The sequence below is a fragment of the Skermanella mucosa genome, assembly GCF_016765655.2.
GTDB lineage: Bacteria > Pseudomonadota > Alphaproteobacteria > Azospirillales > Azospirillaceae > Skermanella > Skermanella mucosa.
Genome location: NZ_CP086106.1, coordinates 650,500 through 669,864 on the forward strand (window position 1 = coordinate 650,500; position 19,365 = coordinate 669,864).

The window sequence follows — 19,365 nt, forward strand, 5'->3', positions numbered from 1 at the left end:
GGTATCAAACCGGGGATCCCTCCGCCAGGACTCGATCGGCCAGGATTCGATCGGCCAGCGCCAGGCCGCTGAGGAAGGCGCCCTCGACCCTGCCGCCCAGGCACCAGTCGCCGCACGCGCCCAGCCCACGCTCCGGATCGTACAGGCAGTCCTGATCCAGCCCCTGGATCGGGATCGAGAAACGCCAGCGATGCGCGGCGAGATAGCCCGCCTCGACCGGCCCGACTCCCGCCAAGTCACGGAAAGCCGCCGTCAGGCGGTCGATCACGCCGGCCGGATCATCCTCGATATGGCGTTGCGACCAGGCGGGCGAGCCGTGGAGCACCCAGGTCTCGCCCCGGCCGGCATCGCGGCCGGGCTTGGAACTGTCGCAAGCGATCCACGAGAGCGGAGAATCCGTGACGAAAGCCCCGTCATAGTCCAGCCCGAGCGGTTGCGGGAATCGGGCCAGCACGGACCAGCATCCCGCCATCACCGCTTCGGCCGCCGCCGAGGCGAGATCCGGCGCTTCGGCCAGCAGGGGTACGGCCTGGGGCGAGGGCACGGCGACAGCCACCCGGTCATAGCTTCCCAGATCCCGCCCGGCCTCGTCGCGCAGCCGCCACCCGTCGCTTCCCGGAACCACCTCCGCCACCCGCACGCCGCTGCGGGGAGCGACCGACTCCGCCAGCAGGCGGGCGGGAGCGGTCATGCCCGGCGTGCCGACGAAGCGCTCGCCCGGTGATTCCTCGATGCCGCCCGCGCCGATCCGGACGATCCGCCCGGCCCAGGGCGCCGCAGCACCCCGCGCGACCCAGTCCTCGACCCGGCTGCGGAAACGAGGGTCCCGGGCGGTGAAATACTGGGCGCCGTGGTCGAACCGCAGGGTAGCGTCTTCGGCATCCGTCCGGCGCGTCGCCATCCGGCCGCCCGGTGCCCGCCCCTTGTCGAAGACGGTCACGTCCAAACCCCGGCCGGCCAGTCGCTCCGCGCACGCCAAGCCGGAAAGCCCGGCGCCGATCACCGCCACCCGGGAGATCCCGCCCCGGCCTGATCGCCCCGGAAACCCGATCACCGTCCCGTCGCCCATCGATTCCCCCGATATTGCTTGCCCGCGGTGATGAGAAGTAGCCCGGTGCGGCCATTCATCCAGGCTTACGGAAGACAGATGCCGGATGAGCCGTTGCCAGATATGCCAATTCGGCGATAATACTGATAAAATGTATCTGTAACTAATTTCTGGCAGGTCGGTCTTGGTGCGCGTCTTTGCGGGAAGAGCGGGAGGGCCGACGGTCCGTGGCCGGGGTCCGGATCTGGAGTCGGAAAGCCGCGGGCGCGACCGCCGGACGACGCTGGCCTGCGTGATCCTGTGCGGGATACTGCTGTCGGTCTCCATGTTCCTGGTGGTGCGCCAGCAGACCGCGGCCCAGATCGCCGAGATCCTGGACGCCCAGGCGGTCCACATGACCGAGACGATCCAGCGCCGTGTCCGCGTGGTGGAGGATACGGTCAGGGCGACCAGCGCCCTGTTCAGCGCGTCCGGCACGGTGACTTCCGGGGAATTCGCCGGATTCATCGACCATATCCTGCCTGATCGCGACGGTGTCGACCTGCTTTTCTGGACGCCGCGGACCGAGGGCCGCATCGTCGCGCGCTATGCGATCGGGGAGCCCGGGAGCCGGTGGGAGGATAGCCCGGTCGAGCGGAGTTCCGACTTGCGCGGCCTCGCCTCCGCGGCCCTGGCCGGGCGGCCCCTGGCTGCCGGCGTGGTCCGCGACCTGGAGGGTACGCCGGCCGGAACCGGATACCTGCTGGCGGTCGCGGTGCCGACCCGGCGGTGGGAGAATGGGGCGGTGGACGGGGCCGCCGTGGCCATTGCCTCCCTGGGCGGCCTTTTCCGGGAGGCCCAGGGAGACCAGGGCACCGGCATGGCGCCGCTTTCCCTGCGGGTGTTCGATCCGGAGCAGCCGGACAGGCCGCTCTACGCCCGTGAACATCAGGCGAGCCTGGGCCTCCTGGCCCTGGTCGGGCCGGTGGTCCGCGGGACCCGTATCGTGATCGGCGACCGCGTCTGGATCGCCGAGTTCCGGGCCGTCATGCTCGGCCTGCCGCCGGCGCTGGCTTTCGCGCCGGCCGGGGTGCTGCTGGGAGGACTGGTCCTGACCGCGATGCTGGCGGCCTACATGGTCGCGGCGCAGCGCCGGGCCGCCGACGTCGGGGCGCTGGCGAGCCGCCTGGAGCGGATCAACCGCGAGCTCGAACACCGCATCCGCGAGAACGAGCGGACCGCGGCGGCGCTGGGCGAGAGCGAGCGCAAGTACCGGGAGATCTACGAGAACGCCGCGGAAGGCATCTTCCAGACCTCGCCCGACGGACGGATGCTGAGCGCCAATCCGTCCCTGGCGCGGATCTATGGCCATGACACGCCCGCGGACGTGCTGGAAGCCCTCCAGGACATCCGGCACCAGCTCTACGTGGACCCGAGGCGGCGGGACCAGTTCGCCCGCCTGCTGGACCGGTACGACACCATCCACGGCTTCGAGTCGGAGGTCCGCCGCAAGGACGGCTCCATCATCTGGATCTCGGAGACGGCCCGCGCCGTGCGCGACCCCGCCGGCCGGCTGCTCTACTATGAAGGCAAGGTCGAGGACATCACCGACCGCAGGGCCGCCGAGGAGCTTCAGCGGATGGCGAGGGAGGAGGCCGAACTCGCCAGCCGCGCCAAGTCCGAGTTCCTGGCCAACATGAGCCATGAGCTGCGCACGCCGCTGAACGCCGTGATCGGCTTCTCCGAGATCATCATGAACGAGATGTTCGGTCCGGCAGGGCGCCCCGAATATGTAGAGTATGCCCGCGACATCCATGAAAGCGGCACGCAGCTTCTGGCATTGATCAACGACATCCTGGACATGTCGAAGATCGAGGCCGGCAAGAAGGAGCTTCAGGACACGGTGGTCGATATCGGCCGGGTCTCCCGCAACTGCGTCCGCCTGGTCGAGGCGCGCGCCCAGTTCGGCGGCGTCGCGGTCGCGATCGACCTGCCGCCGGACCTGCCGCCCGTCCGGGCGGAGGAGCTGGCGCTGAAGCAGATCATCGCCAACCTGCTGACCAACGCGGTCAAGTTCACCCCCAAGGGCGGCAAGGTGCTGGTGTCGGCCGGCATCGAGCCGGACGGAAGCCTGGCCGTCGCCGTGGCCGACACGGGCATCGGCATAGCGCCGGAAGACATGGAGAAGGCCCTGGCGCCCTTCGGCCAGATCGACAGTTCCCTGAGCAACAAGACCCAGGGGACCGGCCTCGGCCTGCCGCTGGCCCGGTCGCTCGCGGCGCTGCACGGCGGGACCCTGTCGATCGAGAGCATGCCGGGGCGGGGCACCACGGTGACGGTCCGCCTGCCGGCCGAGCGGGTGATCCGCAAGGTCGCCTGACATCGGTGACGATGAAGTCGCCGCCGCTGATGGAGAAATACATGGGCAAGGCAACGCGCTATCTCGCCGAAACACCGAAGCGGGCGACCAACGTTTCGATCAACGAAACGCAAATGAAGGAAGCCAAGGAGCTTCAGGTGAATGTGTCCCGTGCCGCCGAGTTCGGTCTCATGCAGGCGATCGCTGAGAAGCGGGCTGAATTATGGGTGGAGGAAAACCGGGAAGCACTGATGAGTTCGAATGAGTATGTCGAGAAGCATGGGCTGCCGCTTGCGAAATACCGGCAATTCTGATGGCCCGATAGGATGTTTATCTGAATCCTGAAGGTTCCGGATACCTGCTCGATGTCCAGCCCAACGTATTGGACAGCCTTAACACCCGAGTGATCATTCCTTTGATTGAAGGGCAGCAGGCTCCGATACCAGCAAAGCGTCTGAACCCTGTCTTTCTCATCGGTGATCTCGAAGTCGTCATGATCACCCAGTACATCACTGCCGTCCCAATCTCTGTACTCAAAAGACCGGTAGCAACGCTTGACGGACATCATGACGAGATTGTCAACGCTATCGACGTGCTGACCAAAGGATTCTGAGTCAAAGACAGAGCGGGCTCCGCTTTCGTCCGTCCCGCCAGATGGACAAAAAAAGGCCGCCATGAAGGCGGCCCAGAGTCTAGGGAGGAAACGCCCAAAGAGGCGTCGCAGCATCTCTGCTGCAGTGCACAATGTAATGTACGGTTCAGTACATCGCAAGCGCAAACACCGTTTTTCCCATCCGACTTTCGACCGATGGCGGGGTTCGGCTTGCCAGGTTCCGGTTCAGGCGGCGTTGCGCAGGCCGTCGTTGGCCGGCGTCCGCGCCACGGCGCCGCGGATGATCGAAGCGGCCGGCAGGGTGGAAGTCCCTTCGGCACCGGTCAGCCTGCGGGCGATGATCATGCTGGCCACGGCATGGACGACCGCGACGATGGCGAGGATGGCGATGGCTTCGAAATTGGTCCCAGTCAGCATGGGTCGGCTCCGGTTCGGTAGGAAGTGCGGCTTGGTGTCTGCCCTGCCGCGTTGGAAGGAAGATGCTCCCGGCTGGTTTGGATGTCAAATACTGTATGCCGTATTTTGTATACCAGAAATGAAATGCAGACCTGCGTGCGGCGGATGCCTTGCCGAGTGCCGCCGCCGGACGGGGTGCGAAAATATGCGGGACAGGCCCATCTCTCCCCTGCCATCTTTCGCCGACGCCGCCCACTTTGATAGAGACGTCCGAAAGAGCGTGCGCGAAATGAAATGGACCGGAGATGTCGATGCCTGCTGATTCCCACAACGCCTCCCTCTCCCTGCTGGAAGACCTGATCGGGAAGGCCAAGGCCGCCGGCGCGGACGCCGCCGACGCGGTGCTGTTCGACGGCGCCTCCCTGTCGCTGTCGCAGCGGCTGGGCCAGCCGGAGCGGCTGGAGCGGGCGGAAGCCGGCGACCTGGGCCTGCGCGTCTTCGTCGGCAAGCGCCAGGCGATCGTCTCGACCACCGACCGCAGCGCCGACACGCTGGCGGCCCTGGTCGAGCGGGCCGTCGCCATGGCCCGCAACGTGCCGGAGGACCCCTTCAGCGGCCTCGCCGATCCCGACCAGCTCGCCCGCGGCTGGCCGACCGACCTGGAGATGGACGACCCGACCGAACCGTCGGCCGAGCAGATGATCGAGCAGGCGCGGATCGCCGAGGAGAGCGCCCTGGCGGTCCAGGGCGTCACCAATTCCGAAGGCGCGGAGGCGAGCTGGAGCCGCTCCCACGTCGCCATCGCCGCCAGCAACGGCTTCGCCGGCGCCTATTCCATCTCGCGCCGCAGCCTGTCGGTGTCGGTGCTGGCCGGGTCCGGCACGGGGATGGAACGCGACTACGAGTACAGCTCCAAGGTCTTCGCCGCCGATCTGGCCTCCGCGGAGGAGATCGGCCGGGGCGCCGGCGAGAAGGCGGTGCGCCGGCTGAACCCGCGCAAGGTCAAGACCTGCCAGGTGCCGGTGGTCTACGACCCGAGGGTGTCGCGCGGCCTGATCGGACACCTGTCCGGGGCGATCACCGGGCCGTCGATCGCGCGCGGCACCAGCTTCCTGAAGGACAAGATGGGCGAGCAGCTGTTCCGGGCCGGGATCACCATCGTGGACGACCCGCACGTCCGGCGCGGCCTGCGCTCCAAGCCGTTCGACGGCGAGGGCGTCGCCAATTCCCGGCGCAACATCATCGAGGACGGGCGGCTCACCACCTGGCTGCTCGACCTGCGCTCCGCCCGCCAGCTCGGCCTGACCTCGACCGGGCATGCGTCGCGGGGCACCTCCGGCCCGCCCTCGCCCTCGCCCAGCAACCTGTACATGGCGCCGGGGACACGCACGCCGGAGGAGCTGATCGCCGACATCGGCCAGGGCCTCTACATCACCGAGCTGATGGGCATGGGCATCAACGGGATCACCGGCGACTACAGCCGGGGCGCCGCCGGCTTCTGGATCGAGAACGGCGAGATCGCCTATCCGGTCAGCGAGCTGACGGTCGCCGGCAACCTGAAGGAAATGTTCAAGGTGCTGGAGCCGGCCAGCGACCTGGAGTTCCGCTACGGTATGGACGCCCCGACGATCCGGATCGACGGCATGACCGTCGCCGGCACCTGACCCTGTCCGACCGGCCTCCGCCCTGTCGCGGAGGCCGGCCGGGGGCGGCGCGTCAGATCGTCGTCGGTCCCCGGGTGTATGAGCCGTCGGCATAGACGGTCACGTCGAAGTACCTGATTTCCGGGTTTTGCAGGGTGCAGTTGAACGAGCAGGTGAAGTGGATGCGGACGCCGATGATCGGCTTGCCACCTGCGCCGTGCTTCACCGGCGGCGGCTCGTTCAACAGGATTCGGCCCACCATGGTGCCGCTGCCGCCCAGCCTGTCCACGGGATTCCACGAGTCCATGAGGATGGGTCCCACACAGGTTCCGTTCGAATGCCAGTTGATCTTCACGCCCATGTGGATCTGCATGCCGTAGCAGGTGGACTCCTCTTTTTCGCGCACCTCGTGCATGGGGTCGAACTGAACTTCCTTCTCCTTTTTGGCGGCCTTCGCCGGGCAGCGGATCTGGTCCATCATGTCCAGCCGATAGGTGATGTCACCCTCGGTCTTGGAGACGTAGCCGGAAACCACCGCGCCGCCGACCGCGGCGATTATCTCCGCGACCGCGGCTCCACCCATCCCGCTGGCATGGCCGCGCCAGGACAGCGACTGCTGCTGCACCCTGGCCTTGGCGTCGGGGCTCCAGTGGATCACCAGGGCGGGAACCTGCGGCCAGGGCTTTCCGGCTGGCCGGTTCTTCGCCGCGATCCGCTCGTACGTGCGCAGGAACGCTTCGAAGGTCTTCGTCTTCTCCGTGTTGGAGGCGGGATCGATGATGTGGAAGCTGGTCCCCGCCGGCGAGCCGTCGCCCGAGATGCCGACCAGGATAGTGGCATGGGTGATGTTGGGTTGGGCTGGATTTTCCGCAGTGATCACCCACAGCGGGCCGTGGGCCTGCATCATGGCGAGATAGTCGGCGATGGAGAAGTTCGCCGGTCCCTTCTGCACCAGCCCGACCGTGTTGAAGAAGGTGGGGATGTCGGCTCCCCACAGGAGCTGATCGGTCTTGTATTTCGTAACCCAAGGTTCGCCGTAACGTGCGACCGCTTGGTCCGGGGGCACGGTCTGGCCGAGCAGCCAGGACAGCATCATGGCGGTGCTGGCGGCCCAGCAGACGTTCGGGGTTCCCTGCGGGATGATCGGGACGGTGCCGGGCACCCGATAGCTGATCGACTGGTTCAGCGCCCGTGGGCGGAGCGACTGGGCGGTGGCGGGTGCCGCCGGGCCGCCGGTCTTGCGCTTGCCGATATGCTTGCGCGCCCGCGATACGTCCTTCTGAAGCTGGAACAGGCTCATGATGACATCCCCCTGTGCTGATGCTGCCTCGGCTCGCACAGCCGGGCGATAGGTTGCTGCGTCGGTCCCGCCGGGTCAGCCGGCGGCATCCTCGGCGGTTTCGGTTTCGGCCGGCGATCCGGCCGAGCCCATGATGAGCGAGAGGTCCTCGGCGAAATCCAGGTCGCTGACGGAAAGCGCCGCCGCCGGCGGACCGGGGCTCCGCTCCTCTGCCGCCATGCGCCGGTCGAATTCGTCCAGCGACCGTTCGATCGCCATGCTGCCCAGGTCGAAGGTCGTGGCCCTCGCCATGCTGGCGCCCAGGCGGTCGAAGATCTCGTGCCCGAAGGCGGCGGCGGGCGCCGCCACGGGCCGCGCGTCGGCCGGCTCGTCGCCGGGCGGCGGGACCGGAACCGGCCGAGGCTCGACCGAGGGATGGGAGCGCTGGCCGCTGAGGATCGCCTTCAGGTCCTCGTTGAACCGCCGCGTCTCCGGATCTTCGTCGAGGCCCAGGCCGGCCGACTCGGGGAAAACGTACTCCGCGGGAGGCTCCTCGACCCGTTCTTCGGCCCGTTCCTCCGGTGGGTCGGGCGGCGCCTCGGCGGGCTCTTCCCGGACCTCCTCCTCGTCGGCCAGGGCGCGGGTCCGGCCCGCGCAGGCGTCGCAGCAGCCGGCCGGCTTGGCGGGCCGGGCCGGGGCGTCGAAAGCCTCCACCTGGAAGGCGGTGCTGCCGTCCGACAGGGCGGTCGCCACGAGATCGAAGGCGGTCGGCGTCGGCGCGGCGCCCAGTCCGGCCGCGAAGCCCAGGCCCGCGGCGGGCGGCGCCGGCTCGGGCGGCATGACGGCATCGCCGGGATGCGCCGGGTAGCGCAGGTCGATCGGCGCGTCCGTGTCGGCGCGCTGGCGCTTCGGGGCCGGCTGCTCCCTGGCCCCGGGCTTGACGCCGGGTTTGGAGCCGCGCCGGCGCAGTGTCCGTTCGATCGCGTAGAGCTGGCCCCTGGGGTCTGCCATGGTGCGTCCTGCCATGATGGGTCGTGCCTCGGTCGGTTCCCCGCTGCGGGGGTCAGTGTTTCAGATCCATGCGGATGATCGAGAAGCGGTCCAGGGCCACGGCGAGCTGGTTGCTGCCGGGGCGCAGCACGCCGTCCGGCACCGCCAGCGCCAGTTCCCGGTCGTTGGCGGAGACCACCTCGACCTGGGCCTGGTTCAGCAGCGCCGCCGGGAAGCCGGGCGCCTGGGCGGCGGCCGCCAGGTTGGTCCCGGCCAGGCGGAGCACGGTTCGCCCGCCCGATTTCTGGACGCTGACCTTGCTGACCGCCGGAGCGGCGCCCCGGCGTTTGGTCTGCCCGATCAGGTCGGCCAGCTTCTGGTAATCGACCTTGTTGTTGCTGACCTTCTTGATGTCGATGTTCCGTTCCTGCATGCGCTGGATGTCCTCTTCCGAGGTGACGCCGATCCGGCGCAGCGTGGTCCGGGTCTCCTCGTCGATGTCCTCGATCAGGTCGATCGCCACGTCGTCCTTGGTGATCGGCTTCTTGGTCACTTCCTTGATCTGCCGGTCGGTGATCGAGCCGAGCTGGATCGATACCTTGCTGGCCCCGCTCTCGCCCGGCCGGGCGGTCGAGAACAGGATCGTGTCGCCCTGGACCTGGGGGAAGAGCTGCAGTTCCAGGGCGACATCCTTGACCGTATAGGTCAGCGGCCGGTTTACTCCCTTGACGGCAAGCGTATCCTGGGCCCGGTCGAGCTCGACGATCAGGGAATCCAGGAACGATTCGAGCCGCCAAGGCTGGTTCTGGGCCACGTCAGTCCGCGCCTCCCAGGGTGATCCTCATCCGGTGGAACACCGGCATGACCGACGTGGCGGTGACCTGGGTCGGCGGCTCGCCGCCCAGCCGCACCCGGCCGTCGTCGTCCACCAGCACCTCCAGCTCGACCGGCAGGTCGATGGTCATGCTCTCCACGGCCAGCGACACGCCGGCGTCGGCGTCCTCCAGCGTCTCGGCGAACACCGCCAGGTCGGCCGCGAAGTCGCCGAACGGCGCCAGCGCGCCGGCGTCCGGGACATCGGCGGCGTCCTCATCCCCTGCGGGAGAGGGAAGCGGGACGTCGGTCGCGGGATCGGGGTCGGGGGGCATCGCCTGGCTCCGCGGTGAGATCGACGGGGGTGAGGGCTGTGGTCTGGTCGAACAGGACGGTCATCCCGTCGAGCAGGACCGGATCGGAGGCCAGCCCGGCCGACAGGCCGGAAGCTGCCGTGGGGAAGCGGGTGCGGGGGATCGTCATGATTCGCTGCTCGTTCCGACGAAATGGACCTTGGCCGGGATCGGGAAGGAGACCCGCCGCGGCTCGAAACTGATCACCTGTCCCGCCTGGCTGACCTCGGCCGCCCGCTGGAGCACCACCGTCGCCAGCCTGACTTCCGGGAACACCCAGAGGGCCACCGTGGTCCCGCGGCGGCCGGAGAAGCTCACCCGGCTGCGGGCGGCCAGCCCGAACCGCCTGACGAAGGACGGGGTCATCAGGGCGGCCAGTTCCGCCGGGGCCAGCATCGGCTCTCCGGAGATCCCGGGGATCAGGTCGTTCAGCGCGTTGGGGCTGAGCACCAGGCCCGACTTCAGCCGGCCTTCCTCCTTGCGCAACCCCGTCGGGGACGCCTTGACGACCGTTTCGACCCGGGCGTTGGTGGTCCGCTCCGGCTCCATCAAGGTGACGTAGCGGGCTTCCAGCTCGATCCGGCGGCGCTCGTCGTCGAAGCCGTCCTCCCATACCTTGTGCCAGAAGTCGCGGTAGCGGTTGACGTCGTCGAGCGGCACCGGCTCGCCGGTCGCCTCCACCGCGTCCGTGCTGTACTCGCCGACGACATGGACCGAATGGGTCATGGCGGCGCCGACCTTCTCCCCGCCCTTGGCGCGCCAGATCAGGTGGGCGCAGACGAGATAGTCGCGGCCGGCTTCCAGCCGCTGGAGGTCGGCGGCCGGAAAGGACGGGACGGCCTCCAGCGGCCCGGCGGCGCCCGGCGGCAGGATCGAGCGGCTGCGGGCCAGCGGCTCCAGGGTCACGGCGTCCTTCAGGATCACCACCAGCCGGGCTTCCGGCAGCGGCCGGGGCGTGCGCACCGTCAGGGGAAAGGACAGGTCCCGGCCGCGCAGGAAGGCGGTGACGGGCCGTCCCTCCACGATGGTTTCCACCAGGTCGGAGAAGCTCAGGCGGACGGAAGGGACCCTGCGGTAGCGCGGGTTCGCCCGCGGCTCGGACAGGCTGGTCCCCAGGCTCAGCAGGAGCTGGTTGAGCGCCGGATCGTCCACTCCCGGGTTGAGCGCCCGGAGATGCTCCAGCTCTTGCTTGTTGGCGTCGAGCCCCAGCTTGCCGACCGAGGTGACGGCATCCGTCACCGCGCCCAGCACGTTCTTGGGATCGACCATGTTGAACAGGCCCTTTATGGTCTCGGGCGTCAGGACCTGCTGGAGCAGCGGCATCAGGGCGGGCAGGGCCGCGACCGCGGCCGGGACCACGGCAGCCTCGCTGTAGCGCGATTTGGCCTCCGCCTTCGCCGCGGGCGCGGTCGGCGCCTTGGCCGGTGCGATGGCCTCCAGCAGCTGGGCCAGGAACTTCTGCAGGTCGTCGGCGCCCGGGCCGGCGGCCGGGGCCGCCGCGGGTCCGCCGGGCTTGAGCAGGCCGCCCAGGATCGATCCGGCGGCGGGCAGGATCTGGGGAATCAGCGCCATCAGGCCGTCCAGGAACTGGGCGGTGCTGAGCGGCTTGGCGGGCGCCAGCGCGCGCCGCACCGTCGGCACCGCGGACGCTTGCCGGGACGGGATCGGCGGTGCCGGGGGCAGGGAGGAGGCGGCCAGGGATCTGGTCATGCTGATCTCCGGAAGGTCGGCCGATCCGTCGGCCCGGTCGTCGGCCCAGGCGTCGGATGTGGGGGGCACCTCGACGATCTCGGACAGCGCCGGGCCGTCGCGGCCGGGCGTGCGGAAGCTCATGAGCTGGATCGACCGGTTGCTGCCGGCGAACAGGCGGGACGGCACCTCCAACTCGGTTCGGCCGTCCTCGGAGTTATCCAGCGGGCCCAGCAGCTCGGAGGTATGCGACCTGACATCGAGCAGCGTCAGCCCGTTGCGCAGCTTGCGCGACCCTTCGCCGATGGCATAGGCGTACCAGCGGTTCCGGCCGGTATCGATCCGGAACCGCACCCGCCCGCCGCCGGTGTCCACGTGTCGGATATGCGCCAGGGCCATTGCCGGTCACCGCTCGTCCGGGGTCAGCGGGTCGGCGTGGCGGGACGCGGCGGCAGGCTGGCCGGCTGCTGCCCTCCCGGCTGGGCGGGCTGCTCGACCGGCTGGTTGTAGAGCTGCGCGAAATTGTCCAGCTTGAAGTAGTCGGTCTTGAAGGTGATGTCGACCGAGCCGGCCAGCTTGGCCGACAGGTCGGTGGAGGAATTGCTCTTGGCCGACGACACGCTCAGGCGGGTCTCGCGGGTGCTCTTGGTGGTGCCGCCGGACGGGCCGCCGAAGATCGCGCCGAGGAAGCCGCCACCCGCCTTGACGGAGCTGCTGGTCGACTTGACCTGCTGGAGCGCCGCCTTGTCCCGCTTCTCGATCTTCTCCGTCGTCTTGAAGTCGAACAGCACCGACGCCTTGATATTGCCCTTCTCGACCACCAGCCGGGTGACGCCCATCAGGATCGTCTCGCGCAGCATGGCCCGCTGCTCCTTGGCCATGGCGATCTTGGCGTCCATGATCTTGGCCTTGATCTCGTTGTCGCCGAGATCGACCTTCTGGCCTTCCTTGTCGGTCAGCACGACCTTGCGCTGGCCCTCCTCGTCCTTCTCCTCGTCGTCGAAGTCCAGGCTGAAGCTGTCGCCATTGTTCTCGGCCAGGTAGCCGAAGGCCGCGGTGTCGTCGATCGCCTTGACGAACTCGGTCACCGACTTGGACGCCGCCTTCATCAGGTTGATGTAGTTCTCGGTCTGGGCCAGCATGACCTGGATGTTGGCGTCGAACACGCCCTTCAGCAGGTCCTTGACGAACTTGGGGAAATCGACCTCATCGACGAAGTCGCCGGCGAGTTCCCCGGCCCGCTCGATGTTCTTGTTTTCGTGCCGCTTGTCGTCGATCATGTCGCTCGCCTTGGGCGTCGGCTTCGATCCGGCCATGGCGACCGACGAGGCCCGCGGACTCCGGGTGGCGACCAGCTGGCCGTAGCGGTCCTCGACCATGCGGCGATAGGTCTCGTACTGGTCCGCGCGCGGCATCTGGGCGAACTGGGTGCTCGCCGCCAGGGTCTGCCGCACGTCGCGCCGTGCCTCTTCCTTGAGCTGTTCGTGATCGGTCATGGCTGGGACTCCTTGGGCTTCGGGGACGGGCGGCGGGTCGGCCGGACCGGGTTACCAGTCCTCTTCCCCGTCCTCCTCGCCGCCGTCGCCGAAATCGTCCTCGTCGTCGTCATCCCCGCCGGCGCCGGGGCCGGCCATGTCGCCGACCGCGGCCTGGGCGATGATCCAGGACTCGCAGGACTTGCGGAACATGCTGAACTCCTCGTCCGGAGCCGGGCCGTCGAAGTTCGCCACGAACTGCAGGATGCGCCAGCCTTCGACGCCCAGCGTGCGGAGCGCCGCGACGTTGATCTGGCTGTCGAAATCCTCGGCCGCGATGCGTTCCATCAGGGTCCACATGTTCTGGCGCCGGCCGCCGCCCACGGACGCGATGATCTCCGGGTCGGACAGCAGCTCCTTCACCTCCTCGAACTGGCGGTACAGCTCCTGGACGTCCAGCTCCATGTCGCCCATGTGGGTGGACAGGTTGTACTGGAGCAGCCGGATCGCCTCCTCGATCGAGGCGCGCGACGCCTTCTCCTCGGCGGCGCTGTTCTCCTCGTTCTTGCGGATGTTCTCGGCGACCTCCGTCATCAGCCCGTGCCAGAGCTGCGGGAAATCCTCGTTCACGATGGTGCCGTCGAGCACCTGGCCCTCGCCCAGGTTCAGCGCCCGGCGGTAGAAGTGCGACCGCTCGTCCACGGTCATGCGGTCGTTGCGGCGCAGCTTGTAGGCGTGCAGCTTGCTGCCGGCGGCCCGGCTGAGGTCCAGCCGCCCCTTCGCCCGGCGCAGCAGCAGGGCGTCGGCGAACTGGAAGGCGCCGAGCACGTCGCCCAGCACATAGACGTAGTAGAGCACGCTGGCCGCCAGGATGTTGTCCTTGACGACGCCCTGCTCCTCGGCGTTCTCGAAGGTGTCGACCAGGAAGTCCCAGGCGCCCATCTGGCCCTTGGCGTGCTTCAGGTCGAGCGGGTCCTCGCCGCGCCGCGACGACTGCACCGCCTCGCGGTAGGCCAGGGCGAAATACTCGTCGAACAGCCCCTTGGCGAACCCTTCCGGCGTCAGCTGCAGGTCGAAATCGCCCAGGATTGAGACCATCCGGTCGCGGATGTCCTGGGTGAACCGGGTCGGCGCGATCTCGCCCCGGCCGGCGTACTGGGCGACGTAGCTGGGCAGCAGCCCGACCGTGTTGAGCTGGTCGAGCAGCCCGCCGAGCACCGACTTGACCTTGCCCGGCGGCCCCAGCGGGATGTTCATGCCGGCGGCATTGAGCGCCAGCAGATCGGTGGTCCGCTGGTCGAGGCTGAGCCGCGCCTCCTTCAGGTAGAAATCGACCAGGGCGCCGAAGAACTTGGCCGACGGCTCCTGCGAGACCCCGACCAGGATCGCCTGCTTCAGCCCCTCGGTGTCGCGGGGATCGGCCCTGTCGTCGGTCAGCAGCTTCAGCAGCAGGTACTCGTAGACCCCCGGGGTGGCCAGGATCAGCCGCGTCGCGGCCGGCAGGTTGGAGCCGTTGATCGCCTGGGTCAGCTTCAGGATGCCGGGATAGATCCCGGCCTTGGCGACATGGTCGAACAGCTTTTCGGCATTGGTGTCGCCGTCGGCGGACTGCTCCAGTTCCTCCTCGGCTTCCTGGGCCTCGACCTTCGCCTGGTCGAGATCGTCCATCAGCTTCTTGCGCTTCTCCTCGATCCCGACCGACAGCTCGGGCGAGCCGGGCGAGGAACCCGCCGAACGCTGGAAGGAGGCCAGCGCCTTGGCGGCCGCCGAGACCCGCTCCTTGGCTTTCAGGAGGCGGTACTTGAGCTGGTCCTTGTCGGGCAGCGGGCTGGACCGGACGCTCTCGCCGGAATAGGCCTCGCTCAGCGCCGCCTGGGCCTTCAGCACCAGCGGGTCGGGCAGGCGCAGCCGAGGCTCGATGGCGATCAGCCGGCTCCGGCTGTCGGCCAGCACGGAAGTGTTGTCCAGTATCGCAGCGATCACCTTCACGTCTCCTCGTGTCTGGTCCCGGTTCCGGGGCCGGTCAGGCGCCCAGGCGGTATTCCAGGAAGCGCATGGCGTCCCGGAGGTTCAGCATGCCGAAGCCGGCCTTGGGGTCCTTGAAGTCCCGGCCGACCTTGTCCGCGGTGTGCTTGAATACGTGCTTGACCTGTTGGTCGGTCAGCCTGCGCCCGAGCGACCGGGCGTAGCATTTCATCATGGCGGCCGCCCCGGCGACGAACGGCGCCGCGTGGGAGGTGCCGGTCGAGAAGGCGTAGCCGCGCCCCAGGTAGGTGCTGTAGACGTCCACGCCCGGCGCGATCAGGCTGACCTGGTCGCCGAAGGTCGAGAAGTCGGCCACCCGGCCGTGGTTGTCGGCGGCCCCCACCGCGATCACGTGGGGCAGGGCGCCGGGATAGTAGAGCTCGCGCCGGCCATCGTTGCCGGATGCCGCGACGATGGTGACGCCGTTGCGCCGGGCATAGTCCACCACCTCGCGGTGGGGCAGTCCGCCGCCTTCGTGGCGAACGCCCAGGCTCATGTTGATCACGTCGGCGCCCTGGTCCACCGCCCATTTGACGGCGCTGTTGATGTTGTCCAGCAGGCCGGCGCCGAACCGCTTGCCCGCCCGTTCCATGGCGCCCAGCACGCGGACGGGAAGCACCGAGCAGCGCGGCACCACGCCGGCCGGCATCCTGATGCCGCGCGCGGCGATGATTCCGGCGACATGGGTCCCGTGGCCGACCTCGTCGTCGGGCACGTCGTCGGCGCCCAGATAGTCGCCGACGAACTGGCCCGCCCCGTCGAGGATGTCGACGAAGTCGCGGCCGGGGCGGAGCGCCTCCGCCAGCTCGGGATGGGCAAGGTCGATCCCGGTGTCGAGCACGGCGACCAGCACCCGCTTGTCGCCCCGCGTATAGTCCGATGCCTCGTCCAGCCCGATCGCGGTCCGGGCGGCCCGGCCGGTCCGGTCGTCGCCGGACAGCGCCGACGCCCTGGGCAGTTCCGACCGCGCGATCAGGCCCGGGCGGACCTGCTCGACCACCGGCAGCAGGGAAATGTCCTTGAGGAGGTCTGGCGGGATCTCCCGGTTGTCCTGGAGCACCAGGCGGTAGACGCGGTTGAGGCCGCTCTCCAGTTCCTGCGCAGACCACCGGCCGGACGGGTCGCGCGGCCGGTATTCCGCGGTGACCCAGACGGCGACCCGGTGGCGGTCGAGCACCCGGTCCACGTCGGGATGGATCCTGCCGCCGACGTCCGACTTGTCCCGGACCGCATCGCTCCAGGACGGCGCGGTCGCCGAGGCGGACGCAGCCCTGGGGGCAAGCCTGATGATCAGATGCGGTTTCATGGGCGGACCTGGAAGGCTCTCGGACGGACCTGTCCACAAGCCGGTGGTTGGACGGGAGTCGTGCCGCTGCAGTGATTCTGAAAACTGTTGCAGATTATATGAAATATCAGATCCGCTTTTGCGGTCTGCATACTATGCTATGCTGTAGTTATTCTTGCTTCTTCTGAATCCATACGTAGAACACGTCAAATGGTCAAGCCGGAATCACTTTGAACTCCGGCGATTTCGGGTGGTGATTACCAGGGGATGTCGGAGAGTGTCGTCCGTGCCGACCGGTCAGCCGACCGGTTCGGCGCCCAGCGGCAGATTGTCGCGCAGGAACTGCGCCAGTTCCTTGAACTCGCGGCCGCGGGCGGCCTCGCGCCGCCAGACCAGGGCGACTCGGCGGGATGGGCAGGGCGGGGCGAAGGGGCGGATCTCGACGCTCCCGTTCGGCGCGGAAGCGCCGGTCACCGACAGCGCCGGCAGCAGGGTGATGCCGATGCGGCTCGCGACCATCTCGCGCAGCGTATCGAGCGACGTGGCGGCGAAACTTTCGCGGTCGCGCGCCCGGGCATGGCCGCAGACTGCCAGCGCCTGGTCGCGGAAGCAGTGGCCGTCCTCCAGCAGAAGGACCTGCTCGTCCGCCAGATCCGATTCGTTGACCTGGTTGCGCGCGGCCAGGCGATGGCCGGCGGGCAGCGCCACCACGAAATCCTCGTCGAACAGGGGTTCGGCTTCGAATGACGGCTCGGTCACGGGCATGGCGAGCATCAGCGTGTCCAGGTCGCCGCTCTTGAGCCGCTCCACGAGTCGCCCGGTCTGGTCCTCCCGTAGATAGAGTCGCAGATCCGGGTATGTGCGGCGCAGCGAAGGAAGCACCCTGGGAAGCAGATAAGGGCCGACCGTGGGTATGACACCTAGTCGCAGGTCGCCGGCCAGCGGGGCCGCCACGCCCTGCACGCTGTCGGCCAGGTCGCGCACCTCCGCCAGGATGCGGCGCGCCCTTTCGGCCACCTCCGTGCCGATCGGGGTGAGCATCACGCGGCGTTTCGTGCGCTCGACCAGCTGGGTGCCAAGTGCTTCTTCCAATTGCTGGATCTGGGCCGACAGGCTGGGCTGGCTGATGTTGGCGGCATCCGCCGCCCGGCCGAAATGCAGGGTGTCGGCGACCGCCACCAGATAGCGCAGGTGCTTGAGCGTGACGGCCTGACTCATCGGCCCCTCCTATCACTGCGTTCGGAAAATGCGATTGGATTTATCATAGGGCTGCCGCCAGTTTTGGAACTGTTCGAATTTAATGCACTGCAGCATACGGAGCGAGTTTCATGCTTACTGTCGGCGACAAGTTTCCCGCCTTCGACCTCAAGGCCGTCGTTTCCACCGATCCGAAGGAAGCCTTCGCGCAGTTCACCGACCGCTCCTTCGAGGGCAAGTGGCTGGTCGTGTTCTTCTGGCCGAAGGATTTCACCTTCGTGTGCCCGACCGAGATCGCCGCGTTCGGCAAGCTGAACGGCGAGTTCGCCGACCGTGACGCCCAGGTGCTCGGCGGTTCGACCGACAGCGAGTTCGTCCACCACGCCTGGCGCGTCCACCACGACGACCTGCGCGACCTGCCGTTCCCGATGCTGGCCGACATCAAGCGCGAGCTGTGCACCGAGCTGGGCATCCTGGACAAGACCGAGGGCGTGGCGCTGCGCGCCACCTTCATCGTCGATCCCGAGGGCATCATCCGCTTCGCGTCGGTCAACGACCTGTCGGTCGGCCGCAACCCGCAGGAAGTCCTGCGCGTCCTGGACGCCCTGCAGACCGACGAGCTGTGCCCCTGCAACTGGCAGAAGGGCCAGGACACCCTGCAGGCCGCCTGATCCCGGTTCCATACGGGCTTCGTCAGGGTGGGCGCCGGATGGCGCCCACCATGCCGGCGCCGGTTCCGGCCGGCCTGAACTGCATTCTATTGTCCGCACCTTAGGAATTGCCTGCCATGTCGATCGATGCGCTGAAGGGCAAGCTGCCCGACTACGCCAAGGACCTGAAGCTGAACCTGTCCGGCGTGTTCAACACGCCCAACCTGACACCGCAGCAGGCCTGGGGTACCGCCGTCGCGTCCGCCCTCGCATCGCGCCAGCCCGAAGTGATCCGCGCCATCGTCGCCGACGCCGGGCAGCACCTGGAGCCGGCGGCGCTGAACGGTGCCAAGGCCGCCGCGGCGATCATGGGCATGAACAATATCTACTATCGCTTCGTCCACCTGTCCGCAACCAAGGACTACGCCCAGATGCCGGCGCGCCTGCGCATGAACGTCATCGGCAATCCGGGGGTGGACAAGGTCGATTTCGAATTGTGGTCGCTCGCCGTGTCGGCCGTCAACGGCTGCGGCATGTGCATCGAGAGCCACGAGCACGAGGTCGTCAAGAAGGGCGTCTCCAAGGAGGCCGTGCAGGACGTGATCCGGATCGCTTCCGTGATCCACGCCGTCTCCGCGGTGATCGACGGGGAGAACGCGCTCGCCTGAGGGCGCTCCTCACCACCCTGGAACGATCCGTAAAAGGCGTCGGCCCGCGAAAGCGGCCGGCGCCTTTTCCGCATGCGCGCCGGCGTTCAGTTCATCGCGGAGGCCGGCCCGGCGAGGCCGTACAACGCGCTGTACAGCGCATAGACCCCGAAGCAGGCCAGCAGCACCGCCGCGGTTTGGTTGATCCGCCGGAACACGCCGTCCGAGATCATGTGCCGCATCATGGCCACGCTGCCGCTGAGCGTCAGGAACCACAGGGCGGAGCCCAGGAAGACGCCCAGCACCAGGACGGCCGCCTCGTAGTCGGACGCCAGCTCGCCGCCCAGCCCGAAGCCGGCGAAGATCGCGATGAAGGCGAAGATGGTGATCGGGTTGGTCAGGGTGAGGCCGAGCCCGACCGCGAAGCCGCCCAGCACGGTGCGGATGTCCCGCGTGATCTCCCGCGGGTGCGGCTCGGCGCCGTAGGCCCTGGCCGCGATCAGCAGCATGACGGTGCCGCCGACCAGCCGGAAGGTCGTCTGGTGGCCGGCCAGCCAGTCGGTCATGGCCTGGACGCCGAAGGCCGCGATCGCGCCGAAGATCCCGTCGGCCACCGCGGCGCCCAGGCCGGTGGCGAATCCCGTCAGGACCCCGCCCTGGAGCGTGCGGCGGATGCACAGCAGGCCGATCGGCCCCACCGGCGCCGCGATGGCGATCCCCAGCAGGATGCCGCGCAGGAGAACTGCCAGATACTCCACAACCAGAACTCCCCAATCCCCCATGCGCGCGACGCGGCGGAGTATGCCCGCCCGGCTCCCGAAGCGGAACGGGGGAATGGGCGGTGCGGCACTAAACACGACCCGTGGGGACGCGCTTAAGGAAAGTATGGGGCGCGGAGGGTTGCCGGAGTGCAGCACCTGTGAC

18 protein-coding genes are annotated in these 19,365 nt (G+C 68.3%); 6 read left to right on the plus strand and 12 right to left on the minus strand.

Translation table 11 applies throughout. From position 1 onward, the window contains the following. Positions 1–4: 4 nt before the first annotated feature. On the minus strand, positions 5–1,069 hold the full coding sequence (locus JL100_RS03005; protein ID WP_228421043.1) for an NAD(P)/FAD-dependent oxidoreductase: 1,065 nt from the start codon (positions 1,067–1,069) through the stop codon (positions 5–7). A 166-nt stretch (positions 1,070–1,235) separates the two neighbouring features. On the opposite strand from JL100_RS03005, the gene JL100_RS03010 reads away from it, so the two are divergent. The 3 genes from JL100_RS03010 to JL100_RS03020 all read left to right on the plus strand — a co-directional run bounded on the left by JL100_RS03010 (position 1,236) and on the right by JL100_RS03020 (position 3,999). After that, positions 1,236–3,407, plus strand: coding sequence for a sensor histidine kinase (locus JL100_RS03010; RefSeq protein ID WP_228421292.1), 2,172 nt, complete (start codon positions 1,236–1,238; stop codon positions 3,405–3,407). A gap of 41 nt (positions 3,408–3,448) precedes the next feature. Continuing rightward, complete coding sequence (locus JL100_RS03015) at positions 3,449–3,700, plus strand: type II toxin-antitoxin system CcdA family antitoxin (protein WP_202682920.1); 252 nt, start codon at positions 3,449–3,451, stop codon at positions 3,698–3,700. 68 nt (positions 3,701–3,768) lie between these two features. Further along, positions 3,769–3,999, plus strand: coding sequence for a CcdB family protein (locus tag JL100_RS03020; RefSeq protein WP_407696947.1), 231 nt, complete (start codon positions 3,769–3,771; stop codon positions 3,997–3,999). A gap of 225 nt (positions 4,000–4,224) precedes the next feature. Here the strand turns inward: JL100_RS03020 and JL100_RS03025 are convergent, their stop codons facing one another. Next, entirely contained in the window at positions 4,225–4,416 is a 192-nt protein-coding gene (locus tag JL100_RS03025; RefSeq protein WP_202682823.1) for a hypothetical protein, read from the minus strand. Between the two features lie 284 nt (positions 4,417–4,700). Between JL100_RS03025 and JL100_RS03030 the strand changes: the two genes are divergently transcribed. Beyond that, positions 4,701–6,059, plus strand: coding sequence for a TldD/PmbA family protein (locus tag JL100_RS03030; protein WP_407696948.1), 1,359 nt, complete (start codon positions 4,701–4,703; stop codon positions 6,057–6,059). Positions 6,060–6,111: 52 nt separating this feature from the next. Here JL100_RS03030 and JL100_RS03035 read toward each other — a convergent pair whose 3' ends face one another. The 9 genes from JL100_RS03035 to JL100_RS03075 form a co-directional block, all read right to left on the minus strand. Then, positions 6,112–7,338: a papain-like cysteine protease family protein gene (locus JL100_RS03035; RefSeq protein WP_202682825.1), complete on the minus strand. Its 1,227-nt coding sequence runs from the start codon at positions 7,336–7,338 to the stop codon at positions 6,112–6,114. Positions 7,339–7,413: 75 nt separating this feature from the next. Beyond that, the gene (locus tag JL100_RS03040; protein WP_202682826.1) at positions 7,414–8,328 is read right to left on the minus strand and encodes a hypothetical protein; all 915 of its coding nucleotides are present in this window, start codon (positions 8,326–8,328) and stop codon (positions 7,414–7,416) included. Between the two features lie 52 nt (positions 8,329–8,380). Further along, positions 8,381–9,121 (minus strand): hypothetical protein, encoded by a 741-nt coding sequence (locus JL100_RS03045; protein WP_202682827.1) that lies wholly within the window; start codon positions 9,119–9,121, stop codon positions 8,381–8,383. Between the two features lies 1 nt (position 9,122). Beyond that, positions 9,123–9,455 carry a hypothetical protein gene (locus tag JL100_RS03050; protein WP_202682828.1) on the minus strand — a complete coding sequence of 111 codons (333 nt, stop codon included), beginning with the start codon at positions 9,453–9,455 and terminating at the stop codon, positions 9,123–9,125. A gap of 144 nt (positions 9,456–9,599) precedes the next feature. After that, positions 9,600–11,561: a hypothetical protein gene (locus JL100_RS03055; protein WP_202682829.1), complete on the minus strand. Its 1,962-nt coding sequence runs from the start codon at positions 11,559–11,561 to the stop codon at positions 9,600–9,602. 23 nt (positions 11,562–11,584) lie between these two features. Continuing rightward, on the minus strand, positions 11,585–12,658 hold the full coding sequence (locus JL100_RS03060; protein WP_202682830.1) for a hypothetical protein: 1,074 nt from the start codon (positions 12,656–12,658) through the stop codon (positions 11,585–11,587). Positions 12,659–12,709: 51 nt separating this feature from the next. Further along, the gene (locus tag JL100_RS03065) at positions 12,710–14,620 is read right to left on the minus strand and encodes a hypothetical protein (protein WP_202682831.1); all 1,911 of its coding nucleotides are present in this window, start codon (positions 14,618–14,620) and stop codon (positions 12,710–12,712) included. A gap of 40 nt (positions 14,621–14,660) precedes the next feature. Beyond that, entirely contained in the window at positions 14,661–15,968 is a 1,308-nt protein-coding gene (locus tag JL100_RS03070) for a S8 family serine peptidase (RefSeq protein WP_202682832.1), read from the minus strand. A 276-nt stretch (positions 15,969–16,244) separates the two neighbouring features. Further along, entirely contained in the window at positions 16,245–17,165 is a 921-nt protein-coding gene (locus JL100_RS03075; protein WP_202682833.1) for a LysR substrate-binding domain-containing protein, read from the minus strand. Between the two features lie 110 nt (positions 17,166–17,275). Between JL100_RS03075 and JL100_RS03080 the strand changes: the two genes are divergently transcribed. Together JL100_RS03080 and JL100_RS03085 are read left to right on the plus strand one after the other, a co-directional pair. Further along, complete coding sequence (locus JL100_RS03080; RefSeq protein WP_158043785.1) at positions 17,276–17,815, plus strand: peroxiredoxin; 540 nt, start codon at positions 17,276–17,278, stop codon at positions 17,813–17,815. Between the two features lie 116 nt (positions 17,816–17,931). Next, entirely contained in the window at positions 17,932–18,462 is a 531-nt protein-coding gene (locus JL100_RS03085) for a carboxymuconolactone decarboxylase family protein (RefSeq protein ID WP_202682834.1), read from the plus strand. Between the two features lie 86 nt (positions 18,463–18,548). Here JL100_RS03085 and JL100_RS03090 read toward each other — a convergent pair whose 3' ends face one another. After that, the gene (locus tag JL100_RS03090) at positions 18,549–19,199 is read right to left on the minus strand and encodes a LysE family translocator (RefSeq protein WP_228421044.1); all 651 of its coding nucleotides are present in this window, start codon (positions 19,197–19,199) and stop codon (positions 18,549–18,551) included. Between the last annotated feature and the right edge of the window lie 166 nt (positions 19,200–19,365).

Excerpts from the sequence above, each read along its gene's own strand:
- JL100_RS03055 (WP_202682829.1), bottom strand. The coding sequence starts at position 11,561 with ATGGCCCTGGCGCATATCCGACACGTGGACACCGGCGGCGGGCGGGTG.
- JL100_RS03080 (WP_158043785.1), top strand. The coding sequence starts at position 17,276 with ATGCTTACTGTCGGCGACAAGTTTCCCGCCTTCGACCTCAAGGCCGTC.
- JL100_RS03015 (WP_202682920.1), top strand. The coding sequence starts at position 3,449 with ATGGGCAAGGCAACGCGCTATCTCGCCGAAACACCGAAGCGGGCGACC.
- JL100_RS03040 (WP_202682826.1), bottom strand. The coding sequence starts at position 8,328 with ATGGCAGACCCCAGGGGCCAGCTCTACGCGATCGAACGGACACTGCGC.
- JL100_RS03035 (WP_202682825.1), bottom strand. The coding sequence starts at position 7,338 with ATGAGCCTGTTCCAGCTTCAGAAGGACGTATCGCGGGCGCGCAAGCAT.
- JL100_RS03085 (WP_202682834.1), top strand. The coding sequence starts at position 17,932 with ATGTCGATCGATGCGCTGAAGGGCAAGCTGCCCGACTACGCCAAGGAC.
- JL100_RS03050 (WP_202682828.1), bottom strand. The coding sequence starts at position 9,455 with ATGCCCCCCGACCCCGATCCCGCGACCGACGTCCCGCTTCCCTCTCCC.
- JL100_RS03005 (WP_228421043.1), bottom strand. The coding sequence starts at position 1,069 with ATGGGCGACGGGACGGTGATCGGGTTTCCGGGGCGATCAGGCCGGGGC.
- JL100_RS03070 (WP_202682832.1), bottom strand. The coding sequence starts at position 15,968 with ATGAAACCGCATCTGATCATCAGGCTTGCCCCCAGGGCTGCGTCCGCC.
- JL100_RS03025 (WP_202682823.1), bottom strand. The coding sequence starts at position 4,416 with ATGCTGACTGGGACCAATTTCGAAGCCATCGCCATCCTCGCCATCGTC.
- JL100_RS03030 (WP_407696948.1), top strand. The coding sequence starts at position 4,701 with ATGTCGATGCCTGCTGATTCCCACAACGCCTCCCTCTCCCTGCTGGAA.
- JL100_RS03060 (WP_202682830.1), bottom strand. The coding sequence starts at position 12,658 with ATGACCGATCACGAACAGCTCAAGGAAGAGGCACGGCGCGACGTGCGG.
- JL100_RS03075 (WP_202682833.1), bottom strand. The coding sequence starts at position 17,165 with ATGAGTCAGGCCGTCACGCTCAAGCACCTGCGCTATCTGGTGGCGGTC.